We start from the raw sequence: 23,345 nt of genomic DNA, 5'->3' as shown, positions 1-23,345 counted from the left end.
ACGCGGCTGAGAGATTTTCTTCGATGCGCAGCAGTTTCAGGTAAATGCCGAGCCGTCGCGATCTGCTCCCTGTTTCCGCGCGACCGTTTTCTATGTCTGGCACAACTACCCTGACATCGGTGGGCCTATACTTTAACGATCGGCACACTCGATGCGGCATGCAGTCGTGTTTGATGTATGGGGGACGCGTCGAGCGATCGTTCACGCAGGCCACGGCCTGCCTTCGTCGTAGGGAGGAAAACATTCATGGCGCGTAAATACATCGACTGCCGCGAGTTTCCGAGCGATTCCCACTGCTCAATCGCACTGTCCGCAGACTCTGAAAACGAACTGCTCGAGGCCGCCGCGCAGCATGCGGTCAGTGTTCACAAGCACACCGACTCACCAGAACTGCGTGCTCAACTGAAGACGATGTTTCACGACGGAACCCCGCCTGTTGAAGCACCGCGTCCTGCTTAGCACCCAGGGGTTTCAGAGGAGTGATTGTCATCGATAAGCACCTACGAGGCTCATTTCGATGAGTTCCGCAGGCCTGAGGGTAGTTTTTTATGCCTGGCACAATCTGAATGACGAATGAGATCCCCAAGGAACTGCCAATGGCTGCTCCTTGGGGGTGCTTTGGAGTGCTTGTTTAATCTGGCTGCGTGTTCATTCAAGCCAAGCTCAAACTGATTCGACAGACTGCTATCGGCCAAAAAGCGGCCCTTCTCGACCAGTTAAATCCATATCGCCTTTCTACCCGGCCGCCTGAGCAGGTTCAGCCTCAGTTCGACGCGCTGGCGGTTAAAGCCCCGGCGACCTTGAACAGCAGCGCCATGTCCTCATTCACAAGCGGAATATGCGGCTCGGTTCCTTCACGTCATCCCGTCTCCCCTTCCCAATAGCCTGAAACTCCTAGTCCGCCTAGGAGTATCAGTCGATGTGCAGCCTGCGGCGCATGTTCATAGTTGTGACCAATAGAACCGAAAATGGTCCAAGGTCGACCCCCGATGACTGGACCCCGCTCAGGAGAAAGTCATGACTATGCGCAAAAAAACCTCATCGCCCACGAGTGACCTGGCCAATAACGCCGGTGACCATCCTTCACCCGTCAGCCACGACTGGACTTTTACCTACATTCCGACCGTCACCACCAACCTTGAAGACTACGCCCCCGGCAGCACGGCCATCATCACGGCCAGCGGTTTCGCCGCCGGCAGCACCGTGACACTCGAAGTGGACCACGCCATCGGTGCCGGCGCGGATAGTGTGTGGGGTACGTCCGACGACGTGCTCGATACCAATACCGGCGAGGGACACGAGCCCTGGTCCGTGACCGACGGTGGCGCCGGCGATCTTGACGGCCAAGTCAACGGCAGCGTCACCACTTCGTGGTACGTGAATCCCGACGACTCGGCAGGCGCAACGTTTCTGCTGACAGCGGCCTCTGCGGGCGCCGATGGAGTGGTCGGCACGGGTGACGACGCCATGGCGACTACGTCCTTTACGGACAGCGTTTTGGGCGTAGTGGCGACCGGCGAGGACGTAACGCTGGACGAAACGGCCGGGTTGCAGAACGCCACTGCCACGCCAACCCCTGCGGGGGACGCTGACGACAATGACATTTTGGTGGCGTCGCTGCCCTCGACCTTCGCCACCCGTTTGGCCGCACTGGGGGCAGGTACTGCAACGGGCGCGGCCTTGAGTGGCTATACCGGTGCCGCAGGCAACACAGGCAGCAATGCATTCACCATCACCGCTGACCCCGGAGCAAGCATTACCGATGTCAGCTTTGTCGGCACCTCTGGCGCACCACTCAATGGCGTGGACAGCGGGCTGTTGACCCTCAACGGCACCAGCATCTTTCTCTATACGGATACGAACAACAACATCGTTCTGGGTCGAGCCGGCGGCTCAAGCGGCGCGATTGTGTTCGCTGCTTATATTGAGGAAACCGGATCACCGGTCAGCGGCGGCAAGATCTGGACCGTGGAGTACCAGCCGCTCAAGCATCCCGTTATGACGAATGCCGATGATTCGCTCAATCTGCTGGATAAGGTTTTCATCGGCGCCAGCCAGGACCTGGAATTCAATCTGGCCAATGCGCCTTCCGGTCAGAACCTGTTCCTGATGTTCACGAAGGCGAACCCGAACGTTGTCGATGTCGGTGGTGTGTTGCGGATCACGGATCCGACCATCATTGCCACCGGCAAGGACCCCGCAGACCAGTCAAGCGGCGCCAATATAACGACTGGCGACACGATCAATACCAGCCAGGCGGGTGGCCCGACCACCTTCGGCACCAACAATCAGATGATTGTGGAGCAAGAGGGCATCCGCTTTTCGTTCGTCACGGGTGCCAGGCAGAATGTGACCATTCCCAACCTGGACCAGAACGAAGCCGATCTTGAATCCAACGTCGACTTTACCGACGTCTTCAATGCGAAGTCGGCCAGTTTCGACGTTGTGCAGCTGCAAAGCGGCAAGAGTGCCGTGGTAAGAATCAGCGCATCCAGCACCGCGGCTGAACCTGGCGTGAATTTTATCAATGGATATGCGAATGATGCGACGGTGGCCATCACCAATGTTCGCGTCTTCAACAGCGCCGGGCAGGTGATCGAGAATTCAAACGGCTCGGCGAATGATCCCAGCATCATCATCAGCTTTGCTGCAGGGGTCGCAACCCTCACCGGCATTAAAGCCGGCTACCAGATTGAATACACCACTACGGCGGATCACAACCGCGTGCTTATCGAGAACGGTGCGGCCGTCAATGCCAAAGGCAATGAGCACGCCGACTTTGATATCGGTGGTTTCACGCTGGTCCAGGCCTCTATTTCGAAAACCGAAATCGGCTCCAAGATGATCTTCGACGACGACGGACCGAGCATCAACACCACCGGCGTGGAACCGACACTGATGGTGGACGAAACGGTGCTGGCGACCAACGCCACCCAGAGCTTCGCCGCCAACTTCAATTCGGCGTTTGGCGCTGATGGTGCGGGTACCCTGACCTATGCGCTGGACGTGGTGGCCGGAGCCTCCGGGCTGACCGACACGGCCACCGGCGAGGCGGTGAACCTGTCGCTCAACGGCACCGTGGTCGAAGGCCGCACGGCCCTCGGCAACCTGCTGGTGTTCACGGTCAGCGTCGCCGCCAATGGCAGCGTCACCCTCGACCAGCTCCGCGCCGTGGTGCATTCCAATACCACCAATCCTGATGACTCGACGAGCCTGACCTCGGACAACCTGGTGACACTGACGGCAACCACGACCGACGGGGATGGCGACAGCGCCCAGGCGACCCTCAACATCGGGCAGAACCTGGTGTTCAAGGATGACGGACCAAGCATCAGTACCACTGGCGTGGAACCCACGCTGACGGTGGACGAGACAGTACTGGACGCCGACGCCACCCAGAGCTTTGCCGCCAACTTCACCTCGGCGTTTGGCGCCGATGGCGCCGGCACGCTGACCTATGCGCTGGGCGTAGTGGCCGGAGCCTCCGGGTTGACCGACACGGCCACGGGCCATGCGGTGAACCTGTCGCTCAACGGCACTGTGATCGAAGGCCGCACGGCCACGAGCGATCTGCTGGTGTTCACGGCCAGCGTGGCTGCCAACGGTGATGTCACCCTCGACCAGCTCCGCGCCGTGGTGCATTCCAACACCACCAATCCCGATGATTCGACGAGCCTGACCTCGGACAACCTGGTGACGCTGACGGCAACCAAGACCGACGGGGACGGCGACAGCGCCCAGGCGACGCTGAACATCGGGCAGAACCTGGTGTTCAAGGACGACGGGCCGAGCATCAGTACCACTGGCGTGGAACCGACGTTGATGGTGGACGAGACAGTACTGGACGCCAACGCCACCCAGAGCTTTGCCGCCAACTTCACCTCGGCGTTTGGCGCCGATGGGGCCGGCACGCTGAGCTATGCGCTGGGCGTGGTGGCCGGGGCTTCCGGGTTGACCGACACGGCCACGGGCCAGGCGGTGAACCTCTCACTCAACGGCACTGTGGTCGAAGGCCGCACGGCCACGAGCGACCTGCTGGTGTTCACGGTCAGCGTGGCTGCCAACGGTGATGTCACCCTCGACCAGCTCCGCGCTGTGGTGCATTCCAATACCACCAATCCCGATGACTCGACGAGCCTGACCGCGGACAACCTGGTGACGCTGACGGCAACCAAGACTGACGGGGACGGCGACAGCGCCCAGGCGACCCTGAACATTGGGCAGAACCTGGTGTTCAAGGACGACGGACCAAGCATCAATACCACCGGCACGGAGCCGACGCTGACGGTGGACGAAACGGTACTGGCGACCAATGATACCCAGAGCTTTGCCGCCAACTTCACCTCGGCGTTTGGCGCCGATGGTGCCGGCACCCTGACCTATGCGCTGGGCGTAGTGGCCGGAGCTTCCGGGTTGACCGACACGGCCACGGGCCATGCGGTGAACCTCTCACTCAACGGCACTGTGGTCGAAGGCCGCACGGCCACGAGCGACCTGCTGGTGTTCACCGTCAGTGTGGCCGCCAACGGCAGCGTCACGCTCGACCAGATCAGGGCCGTGGTGCATTCCAACACCACCAATCCCGATGATTCGACGAGCCTGACCTCGGACAACCTGGTGACGCTGACGGCAACCAAGACCGACGGGGACGGCGACAGCGCCCAGGCGACGCTGAACATCGGGCAGAACTTGGTGTTCAAGGACGACGGGCCGAGCATCAGTACCACTGGCGTGGAACCGACGTTGATGGTGGACGAGACAGTACTGGACGCCAACGCCACCCAGAGCTTTGCCGCCAACTTCACCTCGGCGTTTGGCGCCGATGGGGCCGGCACGCTGACCTATGCGCTGGGCGTGGTGGCCGGAGCTTCCGGGTTGACCGACACGGAGACAGGCGAGGCGGTGAACCTGTCACTCAATGGCACCGTGGTCGAAGGCCGCACGGCCACGAGCGACCTGCTGGTGTTCACCGTCAGTGTGGCCGCCAATGGCAGCGTCACGCTTGACCAGCTCCGCGCCGTGGTGCATCCCGACCCAACCAACCCGGATGACTCGACGAGCCTGACCTCGGACAACCTGGTGACGCTGACCGCGACCAAGACCGACGGGGACGGCGACAGCGCCCAGGCGACGCTGAACATCGGGCAGAACCTGGTGTTCAAGGATGACGGGCCGAGCATCACCACCACCGGCGTGGAACCGACACTGATGGTGGACGAAACGGTACTGGCGACCAACGCCACCCAGAACTTTGCCGCCAACTTCAATTCGGCGTTTGGTGCCGATGGCGCCGGCACCCTGACCTATGCGTTGGGCGTGGTGGCCGGAGCCTCCGGGCTGACGGACACGGCCACCGGTGAGGCGGTGAACCTGTCGCTCAACGGCACCGTGGTCGAAGGCCGCACGGCCCTCGGCAACCTGCTGGTGTTCACGGCCAGCGTGGCCGCCAACGGTGATGTCACCCTCGACCAGCTCCGCGCTGTGGTGCATTCCAACACCACCAATCCGGATGACTCGACGAGCCTGACCTCGGACAACCTGGTGACGCTGACCGCGAGCATTACCGACAAGGAGGGCGACAGCGCCCAGGCGACCCTGAACATCGGGCAGAACCTGGTGTTCAAGGACGACGGGCCAAGCATCAGTACCACCGGCGCGGAACCGACGCTGACAGTGGACGAGACGGTGCTGGCGACCAATGATACCCAGAGCTTTGCCGCCAACTTCACCTCGGCGTTTGGCGCCGATGGTGCGGGCACCCTGACCTATGCGCTGGGCGTGGTGGCCGGGGCTTCCGGATTGACGGACACGGCCTCGAACCAGGCGGTGAATCTGTCGCTCAATGGCACCGTGGTGGAAGGCCGCACGGCCACGAGTAATCTGCTGGTGTTCACGGTCAGCGTCGCCGCCAATGGCAGTGTCACGCTCGACCAGCTCCGCGCCGTGGTGCATCCCAACACCGCCAATCCGGATGATTCGAAGACGTTGACCTCGGACAACCTGGTGACGCTGACAGCGATCAAGACCGACAGGGACGGCGACAGCGCCCAGGCGACGCTGAACATCGGGCAGAACCTGGTGTTCAAGGACGACGGGCCGGCACTCAGTTTCGGCAACCTGATCGGGACCGGTAGCGTCCTTGCGCAATCCGGGTTCTGGAATATGGCGACGGGAGCCGACGGGCTCGGGGCGGCCGGTCTGGATATCTCTTTGGTCAATAACCAGTTCACCCTCGTCAGGCCAGACAACACGACCACGACCGGGACCGGCACACTCAGCGAGCTGTCGCCATCACCGGATGTCAATGGCGCGTACCAGTTCGCGGGAACCTTGACCGGTGATTTCGACAACAACGCCGCAACGGCGAATACCACCGTCGACTACACGTTGACCGCCTATGCCGATGGTCGCTATGCACTGGATCTGGTGCAAGGCTTCAGTTCGACGATCGTGCTCAGCAGTGCCGACGGCTCGCTCGCTGCCGGCGGCCCGGACTCGGTGCGCACATTGTTGATTCCGCAGACGAGTAACCCGGCTATTCCTTCGACATCCGAGGAGATCGTGTTCTTTTCCGCGAAGGCGCTGGCGTCGACCGCGGACATCCTGACCGGCATCGGGCTCGGAGCACCCGACCCTACGGAAGCCGCGCTACAGACCAACCCCCTGCCGTCGTACATCGACCCCGCATCCATGAACGTCAGCACGTCCGGCATCGGCGTCGCCAACAACGTGTTCCAGGGCGATAACCTGGCGGCAATCAGCGCCGCCGATGAAAGTTTCGTCATCAACCCAGAGAGCCTGCTGACGGGAATGAAGGTCTTCATCGACAACTCCGTGGCGGGTTACAACACCGCGACCGAAGACCTGTACTACCGGATCTACTACGCGGATGGCTCGTTTTCGGACCGCATCGAGGTGAACACCCTGACGCCGGAGGCGGGCGGACAGGTGTCCTTCCTCGTCGAGAAGGCGGGCGCGACACTGATCGACGCGGTTCAGCTGACGATGGGCCGGGGCGATGTCAAGATCCCGGTGATCCAGTTCATTCAGCAGAGCGAGAGTCTGGCCAGCGATGTCCAGCTGGCGTTCAGCGCGACGCTGACGGACAAGGATGGGGACTCGGCGACGAGTACGTTTGACGCCAACCTGTTCGCCAACGACCCGGCCAACGCTTCCTTCGACTTCACGCTGGTTGGCACGGGCGGTGAGCAAGATGCGTTCAACATCGATCTCTCAGTCAATGAGAACCTGTACCAGGTCACCGGCTTCGATGCGGGCCTGGGCGTGCGGGACAAGCTGGTGCTCAACGGCGACCCGAACGCCGTTGTCCAATCGATCAACAACACCGGCGCCGACAGCGTCGTGACGGTTGCCGAGACGGGCGGACAAACAACGACCATCACCTTGGTCGGGGTTGATGTTCTGAATACCGACGTCTTTTTTGGCAGTGCTTGAAGCTTTGCGCGTGAACGGATGCGAGGGTGGCCTAGGAAACCACCCTCGCATTTTTTTTGCAGTTCAGATAGAGATCCCCTTGATCCCATGCGCTGTGAACTGGCGAGCAGCACAAGGCTTAAAGAACGCCGCTGCGTGCATATTGGGGTCCGTTTGTGTGTTTGCACGCAAAAACAGCAGATGGACCTCTGCCTGCACCCTCCCCTTAGGTGCTTCAGGCTTTTCATGTTGACCCATCGATCTGCAGGCTTTCTCCGCCCCACATTCGCGTACACAACCCCCAACCTGGGCCTGTTTTAGCCGGGTGCAGGTATGCAGAAAAAACGACACATTCAGACCGCAGGCGTGGCTGGGGGACGACGGCGCGCGCCAGGTCAAAAAGCCCTTCTCCGCCCCCAAGTACGCCAAGGCGCGGCATCTGGTGCAAGAAACGAATGCCTGGCCGGGGAGATCAGAGCCGAGGAAGCGACGCAGTGGGTGGCCGACGTGAACAACGAACGGGCATGGATCATGCTTGAGTATGGGAGACAGTTCAGGGGTTGATCGGGATCCGCTGCAAGCCTTGCCGGTGATCGATGGGCTTTGACTACATTCAAGGAGCGGTGCAAAACGCTGAAGCGCGGGCCGCAACAAAAAGGTAGCCCGCGCGTTACGAGTAACGGGGGCTATGTTCAATTGCCCAGTACCGACAAGGCCCTGCTGGTTGAAAACTGCGCCACTGATGGCGACCCAAGACCCCAACTTCTGGCGCAGCAGCGCATACATTTGCGCCTTAAGAGTGAAGGCGCTAATCAGGATGGGAGTTCGGCATGCTGTTTTTCAAACCCGAGCGACAACTAGCGCTTGAACTAGATCTCGAGGGACTCTCGCTCCGTCTCAAACCTCTCAGTACCACCATCAAGCTGATGACGTCTCACAGGCTGCGGAAGTATCAACGGGCCCTGGAAAACGACATAGGCGGACTACCTGGGTTTATGGCGTTGTCGGTTGAGGGAAAAGTCAATTACATGATTCCCATCATTTCGCAAATGAACGAAGCCAGAGATCAGCAGAATGAAGTCGATTTCATAGCGGCCTACCTGACCGTCATGCTGCTGGAAAGCATCAGCTGCGGCTATCATTCGACGATGAACTTGGTCTTTAGCGGGATGGAAAAAATCGCCGCGTTCCGGTGGGATGAGTCATAAAAAAACCATCCAACAAGAAACTCTGGAAGCGCTTATCAACAACCACGTGCCGGGCGAGCGCCACGACTTCGAGGAGTGGCAGGAGACGGTGTCCACGCTCCTCATCAATCTGGCCAAAGCACCTGCCGATCAGTCTGCCCGCTTCGCCAACATGTCGCGACCTGAAATTGTAGTTTCTGAAAAGTGCTCGCGAAAGCTAGTAGGGCTCGCCAAGACCGGTGTCGAAATGTGGCGGTCTAGCTACTGCGCTGGCGCAGTCTCAACTACTTGACTTGATCATATGCATCATTCATCACTTTAATGGCGTTTAACACATGCGGATGTTCAGCCCAGCGGTATGAAGCATTTCCAAGTAAGCCGGCTGTCGCGTTGTCCATCAGGCTTTTTACATCAAGCCCGCTGGCGACGGCCGCTCCAATAATTGCTACAAGCGCTTGTTCCAGTGCAATTTCGCGATCACTAACCACTGCATCTCCTTAAACCGACCCCATGCCGGCCTGAAAGATTAATCGCTCACCCACAACCAAATTGCCACTACCCCCTGTCGCATCCGGTCACGGAGTACGGCGCTTGAGCCACCCTAACCCTTTTCGCGTGCTTTCCACAATCAATCGATGCTTAGTAGTCTCGATACGCGTAATCGCAGGCACTTGGCCCGACCGAGAATGGATCAGCAAGAACTGTTGGGTGCGCTCGGTGTGAAAGATCTGTCCCAACCGTTGCAATGACCGAGCAGTACATCCGCAACAGGAAAGGGAAAAAAGTCTCACCAACCAAGTGAATTGCGGACCAATCCAATAATTGCGGACCAGAAACGAACAAGGGCTTGCCCAGCTTTCGCTCGCAAACCCTTGATTTATATGGTGCCCGAAGCCGGAATCGAACCGGCACGCCCTTACGAGCGGGGGATTTTAAGTCCGAATTTTTTTCATTTAAAAACAACAGGATAGGTCTATTTGTGCATCGCAATAAAGATACAGCAGCACCCATCCAGCCCTTTAAATTCAAGTAGCTTAAAAAGCTTTGCGGTGCAGAAAATGCGCCTCATGCCCCTCCCCCTGGCGTTCTGCCGACGCCCCCCCCTGATGCACGATTTCCCGATGCTACGCTGAAATCTCCACGGGGGATTCGCGATGCCCAACTCAGACCTGCTCCCTTCCCTGCTATCAAAGATCAACGAAATCCAGCTCGCCACCTTTCACCAGGAACGTGAATACCTGCACGCCGACATAGTGCGTTGGGGATGGCGACCCCTGGCTTCGGGTTGAATAGCCGACCTGCCAGGGTGTTCGCGATGGTGATCTCCGATATGGATGTCAACCAGCACGGGCTGGATCTTCGCGAGGCGATCAGATGGGATAGCAACGCCATTCTTACTGCGGCGTACGAGGAGGAAGTACATGGAACACCAATACTGTATATATAAACAGAATCGTATCGGTCGAAATTTCCCGCGACAATACCCGATAAGCGGTAGTGGAGCTGTGCTCCGGCGCCAGCGTCCCAAGTAATTCCAAAACTCTTTCGGCGAACCGCCGGGGACGCAAAACAATTTCCCAAGGAATCTTCATGCCTATCCCTAGCGCAGTTTGGAACACCATCGAATCCGACATGCATGCCGTAACCGTCCTGACTCAGAAAGGCTGTCATACGCACGCACTGTCTCTGGTGTTCAGTTCAATCGATAAAATGGCTTGGCTTACCAGCGCCAATATCGACCACACCCGCAGTGACTTCATACGTTGGGTGGACGACTACCTGCTACCAGCAGGCTCAGTTTCCCTTAACGCTATTGACCTTTACGCAGCGCGATGCGGATTTCTCCATACCGGATCCTCAGAGTCAAAACTGTTCCGAGACGGAAAAGCGAAGCAAATCTTTTATTCCGTCGGACCTCGCAAGCCACAGGCAGAGATACTGACCGAGGTCCACTCGAAGCTACCAAAATTGGGTCTCACACCAGACGACGTGGTCGTAGTTCAGTGCATCGAGTTGTTGGAGCAGTGGGTGGCCGCTATGCAGCGATTCACCGACGCCATTGAGGCAGACGCCTCCCTTGAGGCCCATACAAAAGGACGGGCTGAACTTCAACTGGCCATTTTCCCGGTAGCTTGAGGTCACTTACACGACCTGTTCTCGGCTTGTAGCATTCCCTCATAACCGATTCACTGCCGGCGCTCAGCCAACAGCGCCCTGACCTTTAACTCCAAACTGGCGGTCTTGCGCAGTCCGGCAGTGGCCCAGGGCTGCACCGCCAACTCTTGCATTTTGCACGGCACCATCACCGGCACCTCGACACGGACGGTGCGCATCTCCGGCTCCTGATTTGCGCACCCCGCCAGCAACACCAGCAGCCCAGTTAGCAGAAACCTCATAACCCCAACTCCTGATTAATGAACGATGCCGCGGCCTGAGCCGGATCGCCTCAGCGAAAGGCAGCTTCACGCCCTGAGGAACTCAGTCAACCAAAATCGAGGTTCTTCAGGAGCGGTGCTATGCTCCATGCCAAAGCGTGCCTGGGTAAGGGACGAGCGCCACCATCAGTTTGCAAAAAATAACGAAAGAAAGAACAGGTCAACGTAAAACAGCTCCCCTGAACAACAAATCAATCCAACAATCAACAATGCGCAAGCAGAGAAAAATGAAACTAATTCAAAACATTTCCGGAAAAATAAAAAACTCAAATAAAGATATAGATATTGAACTAAACGGCAACAATCTAATCATTGCCGGCGGGAATGGCTCTGGAAAAACCTCCCTAGTAACCGCCATTCATAATGCACTAACGAGCCAAATCGTCCAGCAACAAATTCGAAACATCCCAAGTTATGAAAATAACATTAGGACATTCACAGAAGCATTGACCAACCCCAACATTGATCCAGCTACGCGGATAAACTATCAACAGAACCTTCTACACTCCCAGCAAGCTTTGGACGCTATCAACAGTCCAATCGTTGTAAAATACAATACCGATCCATATAAATTCATAGATATATATAACGAAAAAAAAGCATCAATTCGCTTTTTTCCTGCAGACCGTAAGGCAGCCATTACCAGCGTATCCTCTGCGACCGCATCTCAACCAGATATACAGCTTATAAATATACAGATGCCGCTAGGAAGTAATCTTGAACAGCACCTAGTAAATTTAAAAGTGAGAAGTGCTTTAGCGGTACAAGCTGGCGAGGTAGGAAAACGGCCTATTCACGCCGAAGAATGGATATCCTCGTTTACCGAAAACCTTAAGTATTTATTTGAAGATCAATCAACAGAGCTTCATTTCTCGCCCGATCAATTGAGATTTTACATTTCGCAAAGTGGCAAACCGCAATACAATTTCCAAAGCTTATCCTCTGGATACCTAGCTATATTTGATATTTATGCAGACCTGCTCATGCATACTGAATATGCACAGATTAAGCCCTCTGAACTTTCAGGTATTGTGATAATTGATGAAATCGACGCCCACCTTCATGTTTCACTACAACGAAAAATACTACCATTCTTTACTTCCTCGTTCCCAGCGATACAATTTATTGTAACAACTCACTCTCCTTTCGTACTGACATCCGTTGATGACGCAGTAATATTTGACATAACGACATGCCAAACTGTACTCGACTTATCAATGTACTCTTATGAATCCGTTGTTGAGGGGCTGCTAGGCGTTCCACCCATTTCAAAAATATTCGAGGATACAATTAAAAAACTGACAAAAATCACCAGCACTGATTTTTTCGATCTTAATTTAGCGGAAAATTTATTGAACACGATTGCACCTCACACAGATGTACTAGATGCCGAATCAGAAATGTTCTATCAAATTGCCGCTAACAAAATAATTAAGATGAAGGCGGAGAGCAAATAAATGTTCAATGTGGAACGACCTAAACTCGCCCCACCGTCTTTAATCGAAAAAAAAAGCTGGACTGGTAGCGACGTACTACACTCGTTACGAGAAGTATTTTATGATAAGTGTTATATTTGCGAAACAAAAGACCCACTTAGCGTTAACGTTGAACATTTTGACGCCCACATGGATAACGTCGACAAGATGTACGACTGGAACAACCTATTTCTTGCTTGCGCCCGATGCAACAATTTTAAACGACATTTGTTCAACAACCTCATAAACTGTACAGATACCAAAATAGACGCATTACGACTTATACGACACGCCCCTCCAGTTACACCGTTTGCGAAAACACTAACAATTGAACCAACAAACAACGACGCCAAAACTATTGAGACCGCCTCCCTTATAAGAAAAGTCTTCACAGATGACAATACGGGCAACAAAGACATAACCGGCACCTATTTAAGAAAACGAGTCTACAAACGATACTCTCAACTATTATCACATATAAACACATATATTGACGAAGATTCACTCGACTCCGAAAAAAGAGACGCCATTCTTAGAATTGAAAATTTAATGAAAAAAAACCAAGAATACTCGGCTTTCTTGAGATGGGCAGTAATAGACTCACCAGAGCTTTTTGAAATTGTTAAACATTCTATTGACTAAATATCAAACTAAAAACTTGTACACCACTAAGGGAGGATGCTAAGCATCCTCCCCTCCACTGATCATAGCGAGCCAGAATTGTCCCTCAGTTTCCCAAGCTGATAACGAGGGTTCGATTCCCTTCACCCGCTCCACTATTTATAAGGCTTCCAGAGGTGTTTAGGTAACGTTGCGTAGAACTGGTGACAGTTTCGGTGACAGTTACTGGATTCTGGGAGTGTTTGCGCACCAGCATGAGCGCGCAACAACTGACGGACCTGTGCCAGCGCCCTCCCCCTATGCGCTCTCCGCTTTTCATGTTGACCCATCGGAAAACGGTTAGGAAGGTTAGTTTTTTACTGACTGCCCTGAAAGCCTTGTGCTGTAAGGCTTTGCGACGATGGCCGCAGGTTAGGAATTGGTTAGCTGAGGGTTATTTCCTAACCTTTATAGATGTTAAAAAACCAATAAATAAATTCCTTATAAATCAGCGCCTTACAGATTACTAACCTCAAACCTAACCATAACTAACCCTCCAAAGTTAGTCCTCAAGCCCAGTAAACACGGGGCCTCCAGCCGCTCTTGAGCTGCCATTTCAAAAACTAACCCTTTTCCCGAGCCACCTCTCAAAATCCCTTCCACATTGCGTTCCAGCAGACGTCTCAAAACAGCCCACCCTTGCAGGGATTCGCAGGCTTTTTCTCCCCCATCAATGCCAGAGCAAGCCCCGCCAGGCCCGCGCCGGAGCAATTGCAGGGGATGCAGAAAAAACGACACATTTAGCCCGCAGGCGTGGCGGGGGGACGACTGCGCGCGCCAAGTGAAGTGCAGCCTCCCGACCAGCCAGAGCACCAACTTGGTGCGTCGATCGATACCAGGCTCGCGCGAACGCCCAGCGCGGTGGGTGAGCCACCATGCCATCAGCTTGTCGATCAGGTTTTGTCAGCACTCGAATTCAAAGCAACACATCTGCTGCATACGCAGCAGATGTGTTGCATAATGACTTCACCGAAACGAACAGGGACTTTCATATGAAGTGCAGCGAGTTTCGGCGGTGGTTGCTGGCCCAAGGCGTGGAGTTCAAACCCGCCAAGGGCAGCCACTTCAAGGTTTACTTGAATGGCAAATCAACCATCTTTGCGGACCACGGCAGCAAGGAAATGCACGAAGGGTTACGCAAGACCATTATCAAACAGCTGGGCCTCAAGGATTGAGGCTTGGCTGTACTCGAAAGAGGCGAGACGCCATGTATCAATACCCGCTAGAGCTGCACCCTGAACCGACCGGCGTATGGTTGTCGTGCCCGGACGTGCCGGAAATGAACGCATCCGGCGACACCCTACCGGAAGCCATGGCCGAGGCCCTGAATGGCCTGGAATCGGCGTTGTCGCTGTACGTAGAGCAGCGCCGTAAGATCCCGCACGCCTCGGCGCCGGCTGATCCGACCCTGGTGCTGCACCTGCCGGCGCTGACGGTGGCCAAGATTATGCTGTGGAATGCCATGCTTGATGACGGGGTGAGCCGTGCCGAACTGGCCCGGCGCCTCGGCTGCACGCGCCAGGTCGTCGACCGCTTGGTTGACTTTATCCATAGTTCGAAAATCGAACAGGTCGAGCGCGCCCTGGCCATGCTCGGTCGGCGCCTGTCGCTGGTCTTGGAAGCCGCTTAATTTAAAGGCTTACGCATAACCCACTGAAAGGAACCCCCGCCATGCCGATGATCGATAGCGACCAACTCAAGCCCGTGAGTGATAGGGTTCGGGCGGCGAAACAGGTCTGGTCCGCCACGGGTGATGCGCTGCGCACTCTGCGCGAGCGCGACCCGAAGAATGAACGCGAACTGATGCTGGCCCGGGCGCGGCTTGAGACGGCCCGTGAGCGTTTCCAGACGTTGACCGCTGACCTGGCCCACTTGGTGCAAACCCTGATCGAGCAGGCCGAGCGCGAGAGGTAGGGCGCCGGTACCGACATTTCCCCGAACAGAAAGGAACCCCGGCCATGAGCGTGGCGATACACTGGTCATGCCATCACGGCACAATCATAAGGAGCAAGATCGATGCAGATGCATGAAGTGGGGGAAGTGATCCAGGTCGTCGGGGCCACCAGTGCTAACACCAAGTTGGCCGAGGGCTGGAAGCTGCTGGCCGTGACCAGCGCCGGGAATGGCCAGTCAAACGGGCAGACGTTCGTCTGGTACGTGCTGGGCAAGCCGGCGGCGAAAGAGGGCGGCGGATTTTTTGCTGCCGACTGAGGTGAGTCCACGTTACCCATAACGCCGTTTATGTTGAATCGGCCCCTACACTTGAGAGAAGTGTGGGGGCCTTTTTTTGTGGCTGAGGAAACCAGCGCCTCCTAGACTGGAGGGCCAGACCCCGGCCCTGTGGTTTTGTTCCGATAGACTCACTCAAGCGAAAGGAAACCGCGCATGACGATTGAGCAAGAAATAGTTCTAGAGCGCTGCATGCAGGAGCTTCACGCTGAACGCCAAGCTGAAGCGGCGTTGACCACGGCCTTATTGAACGGCCCCGACTATAAAAACGGTGCTATTCATGACCAAGCGAGGCAACGCCAAATGGTCTATGCCATGGGGAGTAAGCTAGCCAGTAAGGGGCGCAACGGAGTTAGGGGTTGGTGTGCGTGGTTACAGCAGTTCGTAAAAGACAGTGCTTTGAGTGCTGAGCAAGCGGCCGCATTCACAATGCAGGCTGGGGCTATCAAAAAGGGCAGACATTGAATGTGGTTGATTGAGCTAAGGAACCTCTTCCCTGACGTTATTTGGTCTGGGATTATCGCCTCGACGTTGACACTAACAGGAGTATTCCTATCAAACAGAAGCAACACAACAAGATTGAATATTCAGCTCAAGCACGACTCCACAGAAAAACAAAGGGAGCGGCTTGCAACATTAAGGCGTGACGTCTATTTGCGCACTGCGGAAGAAATGACAAAGGCATTAACACACATAAGCACACTGCCTCAGATCGATACAAAAAAAATCAATCCAGCACTAGAACTTCAAAATTTCTTCGCTTCCGCTGCAAAACTTCAACTTGTAGCCGAACCGCAAACCGCCTTATTAGTGAACGACCTTGTAGGAGCGTACGGCGAGCTTTTTATGCACCTTATGTCAAAAATCATACCAATGCAGAACATTCGCATTGATATTGAAATAAATGATGACTGCTATAATCGCGCACAATCCGAAGTCAATCGAATCCTATCCGAACAAACAAAACTCATTGAGACTCTGAACGCCACACAAGAAAACATGGCACCTTTAACTTATGCGTTTGATTTTCACTCATCTCAAGCCGAGAAATTTGCAAACGCCCGTGCCGAGGCGTGGGACAAGCACAACAAGTTGCACATCGAATTCTGTCGCACTTTACTTCCAGAACTTCGGTCCATCATAGAAAAGCAAAATACTGTCACCATTGAGATCCGAAGAGAATTAGGACTAACAGCCAACCTTGCAGACTTTCAAAAGCAAATGGAAGTTCAATTCATTAAAATTGACCAGGCACTAAATTCGGCTCTTGATGCTTTAGAAGAAAATGCAAAAACATAAATCCACCCCTAACACTTAATTATAAATACCAAACAGAAAAATTCAAAAAAAGGAATGTTTGAAATATGCGCAACTTTACCCCTTTCAACACAACCCTCGACAACTTGATTGCAGATGATCTAGCCGTATTAAAAACAGTTACAGAGGGTTGGTACGTTGAATACAAGCAAGAACTTCCAAATGCTCAATCTATAGCAAAATCTGTATCTGCGCTTGCCAATAGTTATGGCGGATGGGTTTTTTACGGAATAAAGGAAGAGTCTAAGGAAAACTCTGTCGCAGGGGAGTTTCTCGGTATCGCCGCTTCGGAAGTCGACACCGGCCTTCAAAGGATTAGACAAGCAGTTGCGAACCTCATGCATCCTGCCTGCCACTATGAAGCTCGTGCCATCTATGGCCCTTGCGAAGATATCGGCTTGATTGAAGATCGGGCAATCATATGCATTACTACACCGCAAAGCATTGAGGCACCACACATCCACAACAAAGGATTAATCTACCGACGAGTTTCTGACGGTTCCGAACCCGTCCCTGAAACAGACCGCCACATGGTCGAAAAAATGTTTCAACGCTCAACCGAGACGGTCGCCAACTATAAGAAATGGATCGCAAAAGATCCGGAGTTGTCAAAAGGCGAAAACGACTCTCCTTATCTCCGAATAATGATCGTGCCAAACTTATGGAAAATGCCACGACCGGGCTTTATATTAAATACTACAAATGTTCGCGAAGCACTTAATGAGACAGAAGGCCGTGCAGCGAACATACCGTTCGACACTATTTATACTAGCTCCACGGGAATTATTGCGCGCCAATGTGAAGACAGAGACCCTACAAACTCCCATATAACTTGGAAAGTTGGATTTGATCTATCGAGCGACATTTTTGTTCCTTTCACTTGGTCGAAAGGCTCACTCGAACATATAGAAGAACACATGAGAGGCTACAGCTTATCCAACGAATTCATCACCATATTACGAAATTCAAAAATAAACGAAGCCACGGTTGTCAATTTGAACTATACATTCAATATGCTAATGGCAATTGTTGAGGCTCAACGTGCGCTTCAATTAAAAGCCGGCTGGCCATTAAGCTTTTACATAAAAATAAAACTTGTCAACGTATGGCGTACAATTCCATTTCTAGACATAGATTACTTCCTGCAACATATTGAATCTAATGGCATTCCGATTTGCTTAACTGATGAATGCGTCTCACCACATGGCAATCACCCAGAAACATTTGCATCGATTAAAGACCACCCTGAAGTAGAGGATAGCCGCGCCAAAGTTACACTTCAAGCCTTGACAGCGTTTATGCCAATTGCGGAAGCGTTCGGTATACCATTAACAGACATGATTCAAACGGAACACTCACGAGCGGATACTGGAGGGCAAAAGGAGTATTTTTTTGACAAACTAACGGATGCTGGAGTACGTGCAGGAAAAATTTCAAACACCTCTAAAAAGTCAAACTTTTAAATTTAAGCTAGCTACTGCTCAATGCTCTAGCAGTAGCTAGCGACTAAACTAAGCCCCAGCACCAAGCTCAAACGGCTTGAAGCGAATAACCTCCTCGCCCAGCCATTCATTGATTTGAAGTAGGCGCGCCTGCAGCGGCTCCAGTTCATTCAGCCCCCAGACCTGAGCAGCTTCGCGCATCGAACCAAACCCCCCCGAGTTCTGCGGCACGATGCCCATCAGTTGGGGATAAATACGCAAAGCCGCGAGCAGATCGTCACGACTGATGTTCTTGATCGAACCGAAGTCATCCTTGGCCGCGACCTCACTGATTGGGATCAGTTGGATACCGTCTTTCTTCCCACCAGGTGCGTACATGAACAAGTTGCGGAAGTTGCCTGGGCCTTTGCTGCTCTTCATGGCACCGCGCAGGTCAGTGACGAAGTCCTCGTTCTGCGCCGCGTCGGTCATGTACAGAATGAAGCCGGCATGACTGCCGTTCTGGTAATACTTGCGCCGGAACAAGGTCGCCGCCTCGTTCAGCAGGGCGCTCTGCAGTGCCGACAGCCACTCAGGTAATCCGTAGATTTCCTGGTTAATATCAGCCTCCCGCAGGTGGCAGATGCTGTGTTTGCGAAACTCGTGCTCGTCGCGCCAGCCGCGCACCTGGAAGTAACTACCTTCATCAATGCCACGACGCACAAACTTGGCCATCGCCGGCAACAATCCCAACGCCTGACGCAGCATGTTGTCGCGCTTCTCCAGGTAGGTGTTGCCACACCAGATGAAATCCAGGGCAACCTGCTCGAAAGCCTGTCGGCTCAGCAGTTTGTGCGGGATGAAGGTCCGAGCCAGGGCATTGCGTTTGAAGTTAAGCCCCGATTGCAGGTACACACTCGCCCTGGTCGACTTGGCCAAGCCATCCAGCGACAGCGGTGGCTCGTACCAGCGCCCGTTCGACCAACACTCCAGATAGTCGAGGATCTCCCGGCCATCGAGCACCGGTACCGGATCGCCGAAGGTGAATGCATGGGCCTGACTCTGTGCAGGCAGCGCCTCAACCAGATCAGTAGTCATCAACAAATCTCCATGATGCCGGTATTGGCAGCGGTCTGCCCTTCCAGCGGCTCGTTGTGCAGGGCGTGGAACAATGCCCACGCCAAGTCGGCGTGACCGGTTTCGTCATTACGTCCGGCCGTATAAGTGAACTGCCGCCCCGAGGCGGTGATGGTCTTGCGGATGGCCATCAGGCTGGAGGCCATGTCGGTCCAGCCGGCATCGAATTCCAGGCGTCCGTTTTTGATCACGTCGTATGCCTTTAGCACCAGACGGGTTTTCACTTCGGGCGAGTAGCTGAACGTGGTGACTGCCGGGAAGAATTGGCGCACCAGCTGGGCTACGCCGCTGCCCATTCGTATGCGCAAAGGCATGAAAGTGACGCCTACGAAATGACCAGCGGTCGTGAGTTGCGGAGCAGGGATTTATTTTTGCGGAGCAAAGAAATAAGGGCTTGCATGAGGTATCTCATGCAAGCCCTTGATATTCATGGTGCCCGAAGCCGGAATCGAACCGGCACGCCCTTACGAGCGGGGGATTTTAAGTCCCATGCGTCTACCAGTTTCGCCATTCGGGCGGTAGCGCGGTGAAGCGTCAAGCTTTTGCCAGATAACGCTCTGGCAGTTCTGACGCTTGTGCAGCAGAGGTGGAAATATATACATCCCGCCCCAGTGAAGCAAGTTCGCAAATACCCTTTTCAAGACTAAATCTTGCAGGCTACTGCAAATAAAAAAGCTCCGTAAATCATAGATCTACGGAGCTTGTTTATTAGTGGAGGCCGAGGTCGGAATCGAACCGGCGTAGGCGGATTTGCAATCCGCTGCATAACCATTTTGCTACTCGGCCTCAAAACATTTGTTGTCAGTAGCGCGACATCAAATGCGTACAAACTTGGAGCGGGAAACGAGACTCGAACTCGCGACCCCGACCTTGGCAAGGTCGTGCTCTACCAACTGAGCTATTCCCGCGTCTTGGTGTGGCGCATTCTATAGAATCCAGAAGCCCCGTCAACCCTTTGATTCAAAAAAGTTTTATTTCTTTTCAACGTCGGTCTTCAGATGTGGCCAGGCAGCCCGCAGGTACTGGACCATCGACCACAAAGTCAGGCCAGCCGACACCATCAGCAAGGTGTAGCCCAGCAAGACCCAGAAACTGAAATCCTTGGAATTGGCCAGCAGGATCACCAGCGCCAACATTTGCGCGGCGGTTTTCCATTTGCCCAGGTTCGATACGGCGACGTGGGCACGAGCGCCCAGTTCGGCCATCCACTCGCGCAGTGCCGAGACGACAATCTCGCGACCGATGATCACGGCAGCCGGCAGCGTGAGCCACAGGTTTCCGTGTTCCTGCACCAACAGGACCAATGCAACCGCAACCATCAGCTTGTCGGCAACCGGATCGAGGAAAGCCCCGAACGGTGTGCTTTGTTCCAGCCGGCGGGCCAGGTATCCGTCCAGCCAGTCGGTCGCGGCAGCGAATGCGAAGACCGAAGCGGAGGCCATGTAGCTCCACTGGTAAGGCAGGTAGAACAGCAAAATGAAGATCGGTATGAGCAGAACGCGTAGAACGGTAATCAGATTAGGGATATTCATCGGCACAACTGGCTACGAGGTGAGGGGGCATTCTACTCGCTGTGCAGATTTGCATAAATCAACTCTGCGAGCTTTTTACTGATCCCGGGGGCTTTGGCAATTTCTTCGATGCTTGCACGAGACAGCTCCTGCAATCCACCAAAATGTTTCAACAAATCACGCCGACGTGTGGGTCCGACGCCAGCGACGCCTTCCAGTGTAGACGTCCGACGGGTTTTTCCACGTCGGGCGCGGTGCCCGGTAATGGCAAACCGGTGGGCTTCGTCGCGAATCTGCTGGATCAGGTGCAGCGCGGGTGAATCCCCGCGCAAGGTGAACTCATGTGCGGCGTCGTTCAGGTACAGGGTTTCGAAACCGGCCTTGCGCGTCGCACCTTTTGCCACGCCCAGCAGAATCAGGTCAGGCACGGCCAGCTCATCGAGCACGTCACGGGCCATGGACAACTGACCTTTACCGCCGTCCACCAGCAGGATATCCGGCAGCTTGCCCTCCCCGTCCTTCAGTTTGCTGAAGCGTCGGGTCAGCGCCTGATGCATCGCCGCGTAATCATCGCCGGCCGTAACGCCCTCAATGTTGTACCGGCGGTAATCGGCCTTGATCGGACCTTCGGGACCGAAGACCACGCAGGACGCCACCGTCGCCTCGCCGCTGGAGTGACTGATGTCGTAGCACTCAAGGCGCTGTGGAGGTTCATCCAGCTTCAGCACCTCGGCCAGTGCATCGAAGCGCGCCGTAATGTGCTGACGATTCGCCAGGCGCGCACTCAGTGCCTGCTCGGCATTGGTCACCGCCAATTGCTGCCAGCGCGCCCGCGTGCCCCGCACGCGATGGCTGATGGTCAGTTCACGACCGCGCAACTCGTCGATGGCGGCGATCAGCGTGGGAAAGTCATCGTGGACCACATTGACGATCAGTTCGCTTGGCAAGTCGCGTTCAGGACTGCTGATGAAGTACTGGCCTAGAAATGCGGCCATGACTTCGGAAACGTCTTCTTCAATACCGACTTGAGGGAAAAAGTTCTTGCTTCCCAGTACCCGCCCGCCCCGCACGCTGATCAAGTGAACACAGGCGCCGCCCGGGTTGACGAAGGCGGCAATCACATCGACGTCGCCGGTCCCGCCCTCCATGCTCTGTTGATCCTGGACCCGGCGCAGTAACGCAATCTGGTCCCGCAACTCGGCTGCTCGTTCGAATTCGAGATTGATCGCCGCCTCTTCCATCCCGGCGGACAACTCGTCTGTCAGTGCATTGCTGCGCCCTTCAAGAAACATCACCGAATGGCGGACATCCTCGGCGTACACCTGCGGCTCCACCAGTCCGACACAGGGCGCCTTGCAGCGTTTGATCTGGTATTGCAGGCAAGGGCGCGTGCGGTTCTTGTAATAACTGTCTTCGCATTGCCGAACGAAAAACGTCTTTTGCAGCAGGCTCAGGCTTTCGCGGATCGCGCCGGCACTCGGATAAGGCCCGAAATACTTGCCCTTGGCCTTTTTCGCGCCGCGATGAATGCTCAGGCGCGGAAACTCTCCGTCGGAGAGAAAGACGTAGGGGTAGGATTTATCGTCGCGCAGCAGGATGTTATAGGGCGGGCGCCATTCCTTGATCAGCGTCTGCTCAAGCAGCAAGGCTTCGGTTTCGTTGGCGGTGATCGTCGTCTCGACCTGGGCGATACGCGCCACCAGCGCGGCGGTCTTGGGGGCAAGCCCGGTCTTGCGAAAGTAGCTCGACAGGCGATTCTTGAGGTTCTTCGCCTTGCCGACGTAGAGCAACCGCGCTTCGCTGTCGAACATGCGGTACACACCGGGGCGCCCGCTAACGGTCGACAGAAAGGCGCTCGGATCAAAGGTGTCGTTCATTTTCAGAGGCTGGCGTCGACCATGCCATGACGAACCGCCAACAGCGTCAACTCGACATCACTGCTGATCGAAAGCTTTTCGAAGATGCGGTAACGGTAGGTGTTCACGGTTTTCGGGGACAGGCACAGTTTATCGGAAATGATCTGTACTTTCTGGCAGCCGACGATCATCAGCGCGATCTGGATTTCCCGCTCCGACAAGGCATCGAAAGGCGAATCGTTGGTCGGCTGGAAGGACTTGATCGCCAATTGCTGGGCAATTTGCGGACTGATGTAGCGTTGCCCGGCAAATACCAGGCGAATGGCCTGGACCATTTCCGGCAAACCTGCCCCCTTGGTCAGGTAACCTGCCGCACCGGCCTGCAACAGCCGCGTAGGAAACGGGTCCTCTTCACACACGGTCACCGCGACGACCTTGATATCCGGATGACTGCGCAATAATTTTCGAGTGGCTTCAAGACCGCCGATACCCGGCATCTTGACGTCCATCAACACCACATCGGGTTTCAGCTCGCGCGCCTTGATCAGGGATTCCTCACCCGACTCGGCCTGGCCGACTACTTGCAGGCCATCGATGTCAGCCAGCATTCGTGTAATGCCTGTACGAACGAGATCATGGTCATCGACTACTAGCACCCTAATCAAGCAGACACCTCGCGATTT

Annotated in this window: 19 protein-coding genes, 3 tRNA genes and 1 pseudogene; 13 read left to right on the top strand and 10 right to left on the bottom strand. The window is 55.0% G+C overall.

Going from position 1 to position 23,345, the window contains the following annotated elements; all coding sequences use genetic code 11:
- Nucleotides 1-246: 246 nt before the first annotated feature.
- The 4 genes from AC1RDQ_RS23005 to AC1RDQ_RS22990 all read left to right on the top strand — a co-directional run bounded on the left by AC1RDQ_RS23005 (nucleotide 247) and on the right by AC1RDQ_RS22990 (nucleotide 8,913).
- A complete protein-coding gene (locus tag AC1RDQ_RS23005; RefSeq protein WP_008001113.1) occupies nucleotides 247-459 on the top strand; it encodes a DUF1059 domain-containing protein in 213 nt (70 codons plus the stop codon).
- Nucleotides 460-1,017: 558 nt separating this feature from the next.
- On the top strand, nucleotides 1,018-7,455 hold the full coding sequence (locus AC1RDQ_RS23000; protein ID WP_492588223.1) for a DUF5801 repeats-in-toxin domain-containing protein: 6,438 nt from the start codon (nucleotides 1,018-1,020) through the stop codon (nucleotides 7,453-7,455).
- A gap of 809 nt (nucleotides 7,456-8,264) precedes the next feature.
- Nucleotides 8,265-8,642 (top strand): hypothetical protein, encoded by a 378-nt coding sequence (locus AC1RDQ_RS22995; protein ID WP_090455531.1) that lies wholly within the window; start codon nucleotides 8,265-8,267, stop codon nucleotides 8,640-8,642.
- Nucleotides 8,632-8,913, top strand: coding sequence for a hypothetical protein (locus AC1RDQ_RS22990; RefSeq protein WP_492588222.1), 282 nt, complete (start codon nucleotides 8,632-8,634; stop codon nucleotides 8,911-8,913). Before AC1RDQ_RS22995 ends, AC1RDQ_RS22990 begins: the two co-directional genes overlap by 11 nt.
- Here the strand turns inward: AC1RDQ_RS22990 and AC1RDQ_RS22985 are convergent.
- Nucleotides 8,906-9,109 (bottom strand): hypothetical protein, encoded by a 204-nt coding sequence (locus AC1RDQ_RS22985; RefSeq protein WP_102671513.1) that lies wholly within the window; start codon nucleotides 9,107-9,109, stop codon nucleotides 8,906-8,908. The two genes, AC1RDQ_RS22990 and AC1RDQ_RS22985, sit on opposite strands and share 8 nt — an antisense overlap.
- Nucleotides 9,110-10,211: 1,102 nt before the next feature.
- On the opposite strand from AC1RDQ_RS22985, the gene AC1RDQ_RS22980 reads away from it, so the two are divergent.
- Entirely contained in the window at nucleotides 10,212-10,757 is a 546-nt protein-coding gene (locus tag AC1RDQ_RS22980) for a hypothetical protein (protein ID WP_492588221.1), read from the top strand.
- 50 nt (nucleotides 10,758-10,807) lie between these two features.
- On the opposite strand, the gene AC1RDQ_RS22975 is transcribed toward AC1RDQ_RS22980, so the two are convergent.
- Nucleotides 10,808-11,017, bottom strand: coding sequence for a hypothetical protein (locus AC1RDQ_RS22975; RefSeq protein ID WP_492588220.1), 210 nt, complete (start codon nucleotides 11,015-11,017; stop codon nucleotides 10,808-10,810).
- A gap of 266 nt (nucleotides 11,018-11,283) precedes the next feature.
- Here AC1RDQ_RS22975 and AC1RDQ_RS22970 point away from each other — a divergent pair, with 266 nt between their 5' ends.
- The 8 genes from AC1RDQ_RS22970 to AC1RDQ_RS22935 all read left to right on the top strand — a co-directional run bounded on the left by AC1RDQ_RS22970 (nucleotide 11,284) and on the right by AC1RDQ_RS22935 (nucleotide 18,200).
- On the top strand, nucleotides 11,284-12,513 hold the full coding sequence (locus AC1RDQ_RS22970; RefSeq protein ID WP_492588219.1) for an AAA family ATPase: 1,230 nt from the start codon (nucleotides 11,284-11,286) through the stop codon (nucleotides 12,511-12,513).
- 1,670 nt (nucleotides 12,514-14,183) lie between these two features.
- A complete protein-coding gene (locus tag AC1RDQ_RS22965) occupies nucleotides 14,184-14,366 on the top strand; it encodes a type II toxin-antitoxin system HicA family toxin (protein WP_492588218.1) in 183 nt (60 codons plus the stop codon).
- Nucleotides 14,367-14,398: 32 nt separating this feature from the next.
- Nucleotides 14,399-14,821: a type II toxin-antitoxin system HicB family antitoxin gene (locus AC1RDQ_RS22960; protein WP_492588217.1), complete on the top strand. Its 423-nt coding sequence runs from the start codon at nucleotides 14,399-14,401 to the stop codon at nucleotides 14,819-14,821.
- Between the two features lie 41 nt (nucleotides 14,822-14,862).
- Nucleotides 14,863-15,105: a hypothetical protein gene (locus AC1RDQ_RS22955; RefSeq protein WP_492588216.1), complete on the top strand. Its 243-nt coding sequence runs from the start codon at nucleotides 14,863-14,865 to the stop codon at nucleotides 15,103-15,105.
- Between the two features lie 102 nt (nucleotides 15,106-15,207).
- Nucleotides 15,208-15,402, top strand: a complete 195-nt coding sequence (locus AC1RDQ_RS22950; RefSeq protein ID WP_492588215.1) for a hypothetical protein — start codon at nucleotides 15,208-15,210, stop codon at nucleotides 15,400-15,402.
- A 174-nt stretch (nucleotides 15,403-15,576) separates the two neighbouring features.
- Nucleotides 15,577-15,885: a hypothetical protein gene (locus AC1RDQ_RS22945; RefSeq protein WP_492588213.1), complete on the top strand. Its 309-nt coding sequence runs from the start codon at nucleotides 15,577-15,579 to the stop codon at nucleotides 15,883-15,885.
- Entirely contained in the window at nucleotides 15,886-16,719 is an 834-nt protein-coding gene (locus AC1RDQ_RS22940) for a hypothetical protein (RefSeq protein ID WP_492588212.1), read from the top strand. It begins immediately after the preceding gene.
- A gap of 65 nt (nucleotides 16,720-16,784) precedes the next feature.
- Complete coding sequence (locus AC1RDQ_RS22935) at nucleotides 16,785-18,200, top strand: AlbA family DNA-binding domain-containing protein (protein ID WP_492588211.1); 1,416 nt, start codon at nucleotides 16,785-16,787, stop codon at nucleotides 18,198-18,200.
- Between the two features lie 48 nt (nucleotides 18,201-18,248).
- On the opposite strand, the gene AC1RDQ_RS22930 is transcribed toward AC1RDQ_RS22935, so the two are convergent.
- The 8 genes and pseudogenes from AC1RDQ_RS22930 to gacA form a co-directional block, all read right to left on the bottom strand.
- Nucleotides 18,249-19,256, bottom strand: a complete 1,008-nt coding sequence (locus AC1RDQ_RS22930) for a phage portal protein (protein WP_492588209.1) — start codon at nucleotides 19,254-19,256, stop codon at nucleotides 18,249-18,251.
- Nucleotides 19,256-19,597 (bottom strand): annotated as a pseudogene (locus tag AC1RDQ_RS22925) (phage terminase large subunit family protein); the annotation flags it as partial. The pseudogene AC1RDQ_RS22925 and the gene AC1RDQ_RS22930, both read right to left, overlap by 1 nt.
- A 128-nt stretch (nucleotides 19,598-19,725) precedes the next feature.
- Nucleotides 19,726-19,812, bottom strand: a tRNA-Leu gene (locus AC1RDQ_RS22920).
- 195 nt (nucleotides 19,813-20,007) lie between these two features.
- A tRNA-Cys gene (locus AC1RDQ_RS22915) sits at nucleotides 20,008-20,081 on the bottom strand.
- A 46-nt stretch (nucleotides 20,082-20,127) separates the two neighbouring features.
- Nucleotides 20,128-20,203: transfer RNA gene (locus tag AC1RDQ_RS22910), tRNA-Gly, on the bottom strand.
- A gap of 63 nt (nucleotides 20,204-20,266) precedes the next feature.
- Nucleotides 20,267-20,827, bottom strand: a complete 561-nt coding sequence (gene pgsA, locus AC1RDQ_RS22905; protein ID WP_057714620.1) for a CDP-diacylglycerol--glycerol-3-phosphate 3-phosphatidyltransferase — start codon at nucleotides 20,825-20,827, stop codon at nucleotides 20,267-20,269.
- Nucleotides 20,828-20,859: 32 nt separating this feature from the next.
- The gene (uvrC, locus tag AC1RDQ_RS22900; protein ID WP_057714618.1) at nucleotides 20,860-22,683 is read right to left on the bottom strand and encodes an excinuclease ABC subunit UvrC; all 1,824 of its coding nucleotides are present in this window, start codon (nucleotides 22,681-22,683) and stop codon (nucleotides 20,860-20,862) included.
- Nucleotides 22,684-22,685: 2 nt separating this feature from the next.
- A complete protein-coding gene (gacA, locus tag AC1RDQ_RS22895) occupies nucleotides 22,686-23,327 on the bottom strand; it encodes a response regulator transcription factor GacA (RefSeq protein WP_032829778.1) in 642 nt (213 codons plus the stop codon).
- Nucleotides 23,328-23,345 lie beyond the last annotated feature (18 nt).

This window comes from Pseudomonas sp. GW823-FHT02E01 (genome assembly GCF_058797535.1).
This window is presented reverse-complemented; position numbering and strand designations above follow the sequence as displayed.

Bases quoted from the DNA above. Each gene is read 5' to 3' on its own strand.
- AC1RDQ_RS23005 (WP_008001113.1), top strand. From the start codon at position 247: ATGGCGCGTAAATACATCGACTGCCGCGAGTTTCCGAGCGATTCCCAC.
- AC1RDQ_RS23000 (WP_492588223.1), top strand. From the start codon at position 1,018: ATGACTATGCGCAAAAAAACCTCATCGCCCACGAGTGACCTGGCCAAT.
- AC1RDQ_RS22995 (WP_090455531.1), top strand. From the start codon at position 8,265: ATGCTGTTTTTCAAACCCGAGCGACAACTAGCGCTTGAACTAGATCTC.
- AC1RDQ_RS22990 (WP_492588222.1), top strand. From the start codon at position 8,632: ATGAGTCATAAAAAAACCATCCAACAAGAAACTCTGGAAGCGCTTATC.
- AC1RDQ_RS22980 (WP_492588221.1), top strand. From the start codon at position 10,212: ATGCCTATCCCTAGCGCAGTTTGGAACACCATCGAATCCGACATGCAT.
- AC1RDQ_RS22975 (WP_492588220.1), bottom strand. From the start codon at position 11,017: ATGAGGTTTCTGCTAACTGGGCTGCTGGTGTTGCTGGCGGGGTGCGCA.
- AC1RDQ_RS22970 (WP_492588219.1), top strand. From the start codon at position 11,284: ATGAAACTAATTCAAAACATTTCCGGAAAAATAAAAAACTCAAATAAA.
- AC1RDQ_RS22965 (WP_492588218.1), top strand. From the start codon at position 14,184: ATGAAGTGCAGCGAGTTTCGGCGGTGGTTGCTGGCCCAAGGCGTGGAG.
- AC1RDQ_RS22960 (WP_492588217.1), top strand. From the start codon at position 14,399: ATGTATCAATACCCGCTAGAGCTGCACCCTGAACCGACCGGCGTATGG.
- AC1RDQ_RS22955 (WP_492588216.1), top strand. From the start codon at position 14,863: ATGCCGATGATCGATAGCGACCAACTCAAGCCCGTGAGTGATAGGGTT.
- AC1RDQ_RS22950 (WP_492588215.1), top strand. From the start codon at position 15,208: ATGCAGATGCATGAAGTGGGGGAAGTGATCCAGGTCGTCGGGGCCACC.
- AC1RDQ_RS22945 (WP_492588213.1), top strand. From the start codon at position 15,577: ATGACGATTGAGCAAGAAATAGTTCTAGAGCGCTGCATGCAGGAGCTT.
- AC1RDQ_RS22940 (WP_492588212.1), top strand. From the start codon at position 15,886: ATGTGGTTGATTGAGCTAAGGAACCTCTTCCCTGACGTTATTTGGTCT.
- AC1RDQ_RS22935 (WP_492588211.1), top strand. From the start codon at position 16,785: ATGCGCAACTTTACCCCTTTCAACACAACCCTCGACAACTTGATTGCA.
- AC1RDQ_RS22930 (WP_492588209.1), bottom strand. From the start codon at position 19,256: ATGACTACTGATCTGGTTGAGGCGCTGCCTGCACAGAGTCAGGCCCAT.
- pgsA (WP_057714620.1), bottom strand. From the start codon at position 20,827: ATGAATATCCCTAATCTGATTACCGTTCTACGCGTTCTGCTCATACCG.
- uvrC (WP_057714618.1), bottom strand. From the start codon at position 22,683: ATGAACGACACCTTTGATCCGAGCGCCTTTCTGTCGACCGTTAGCGGG.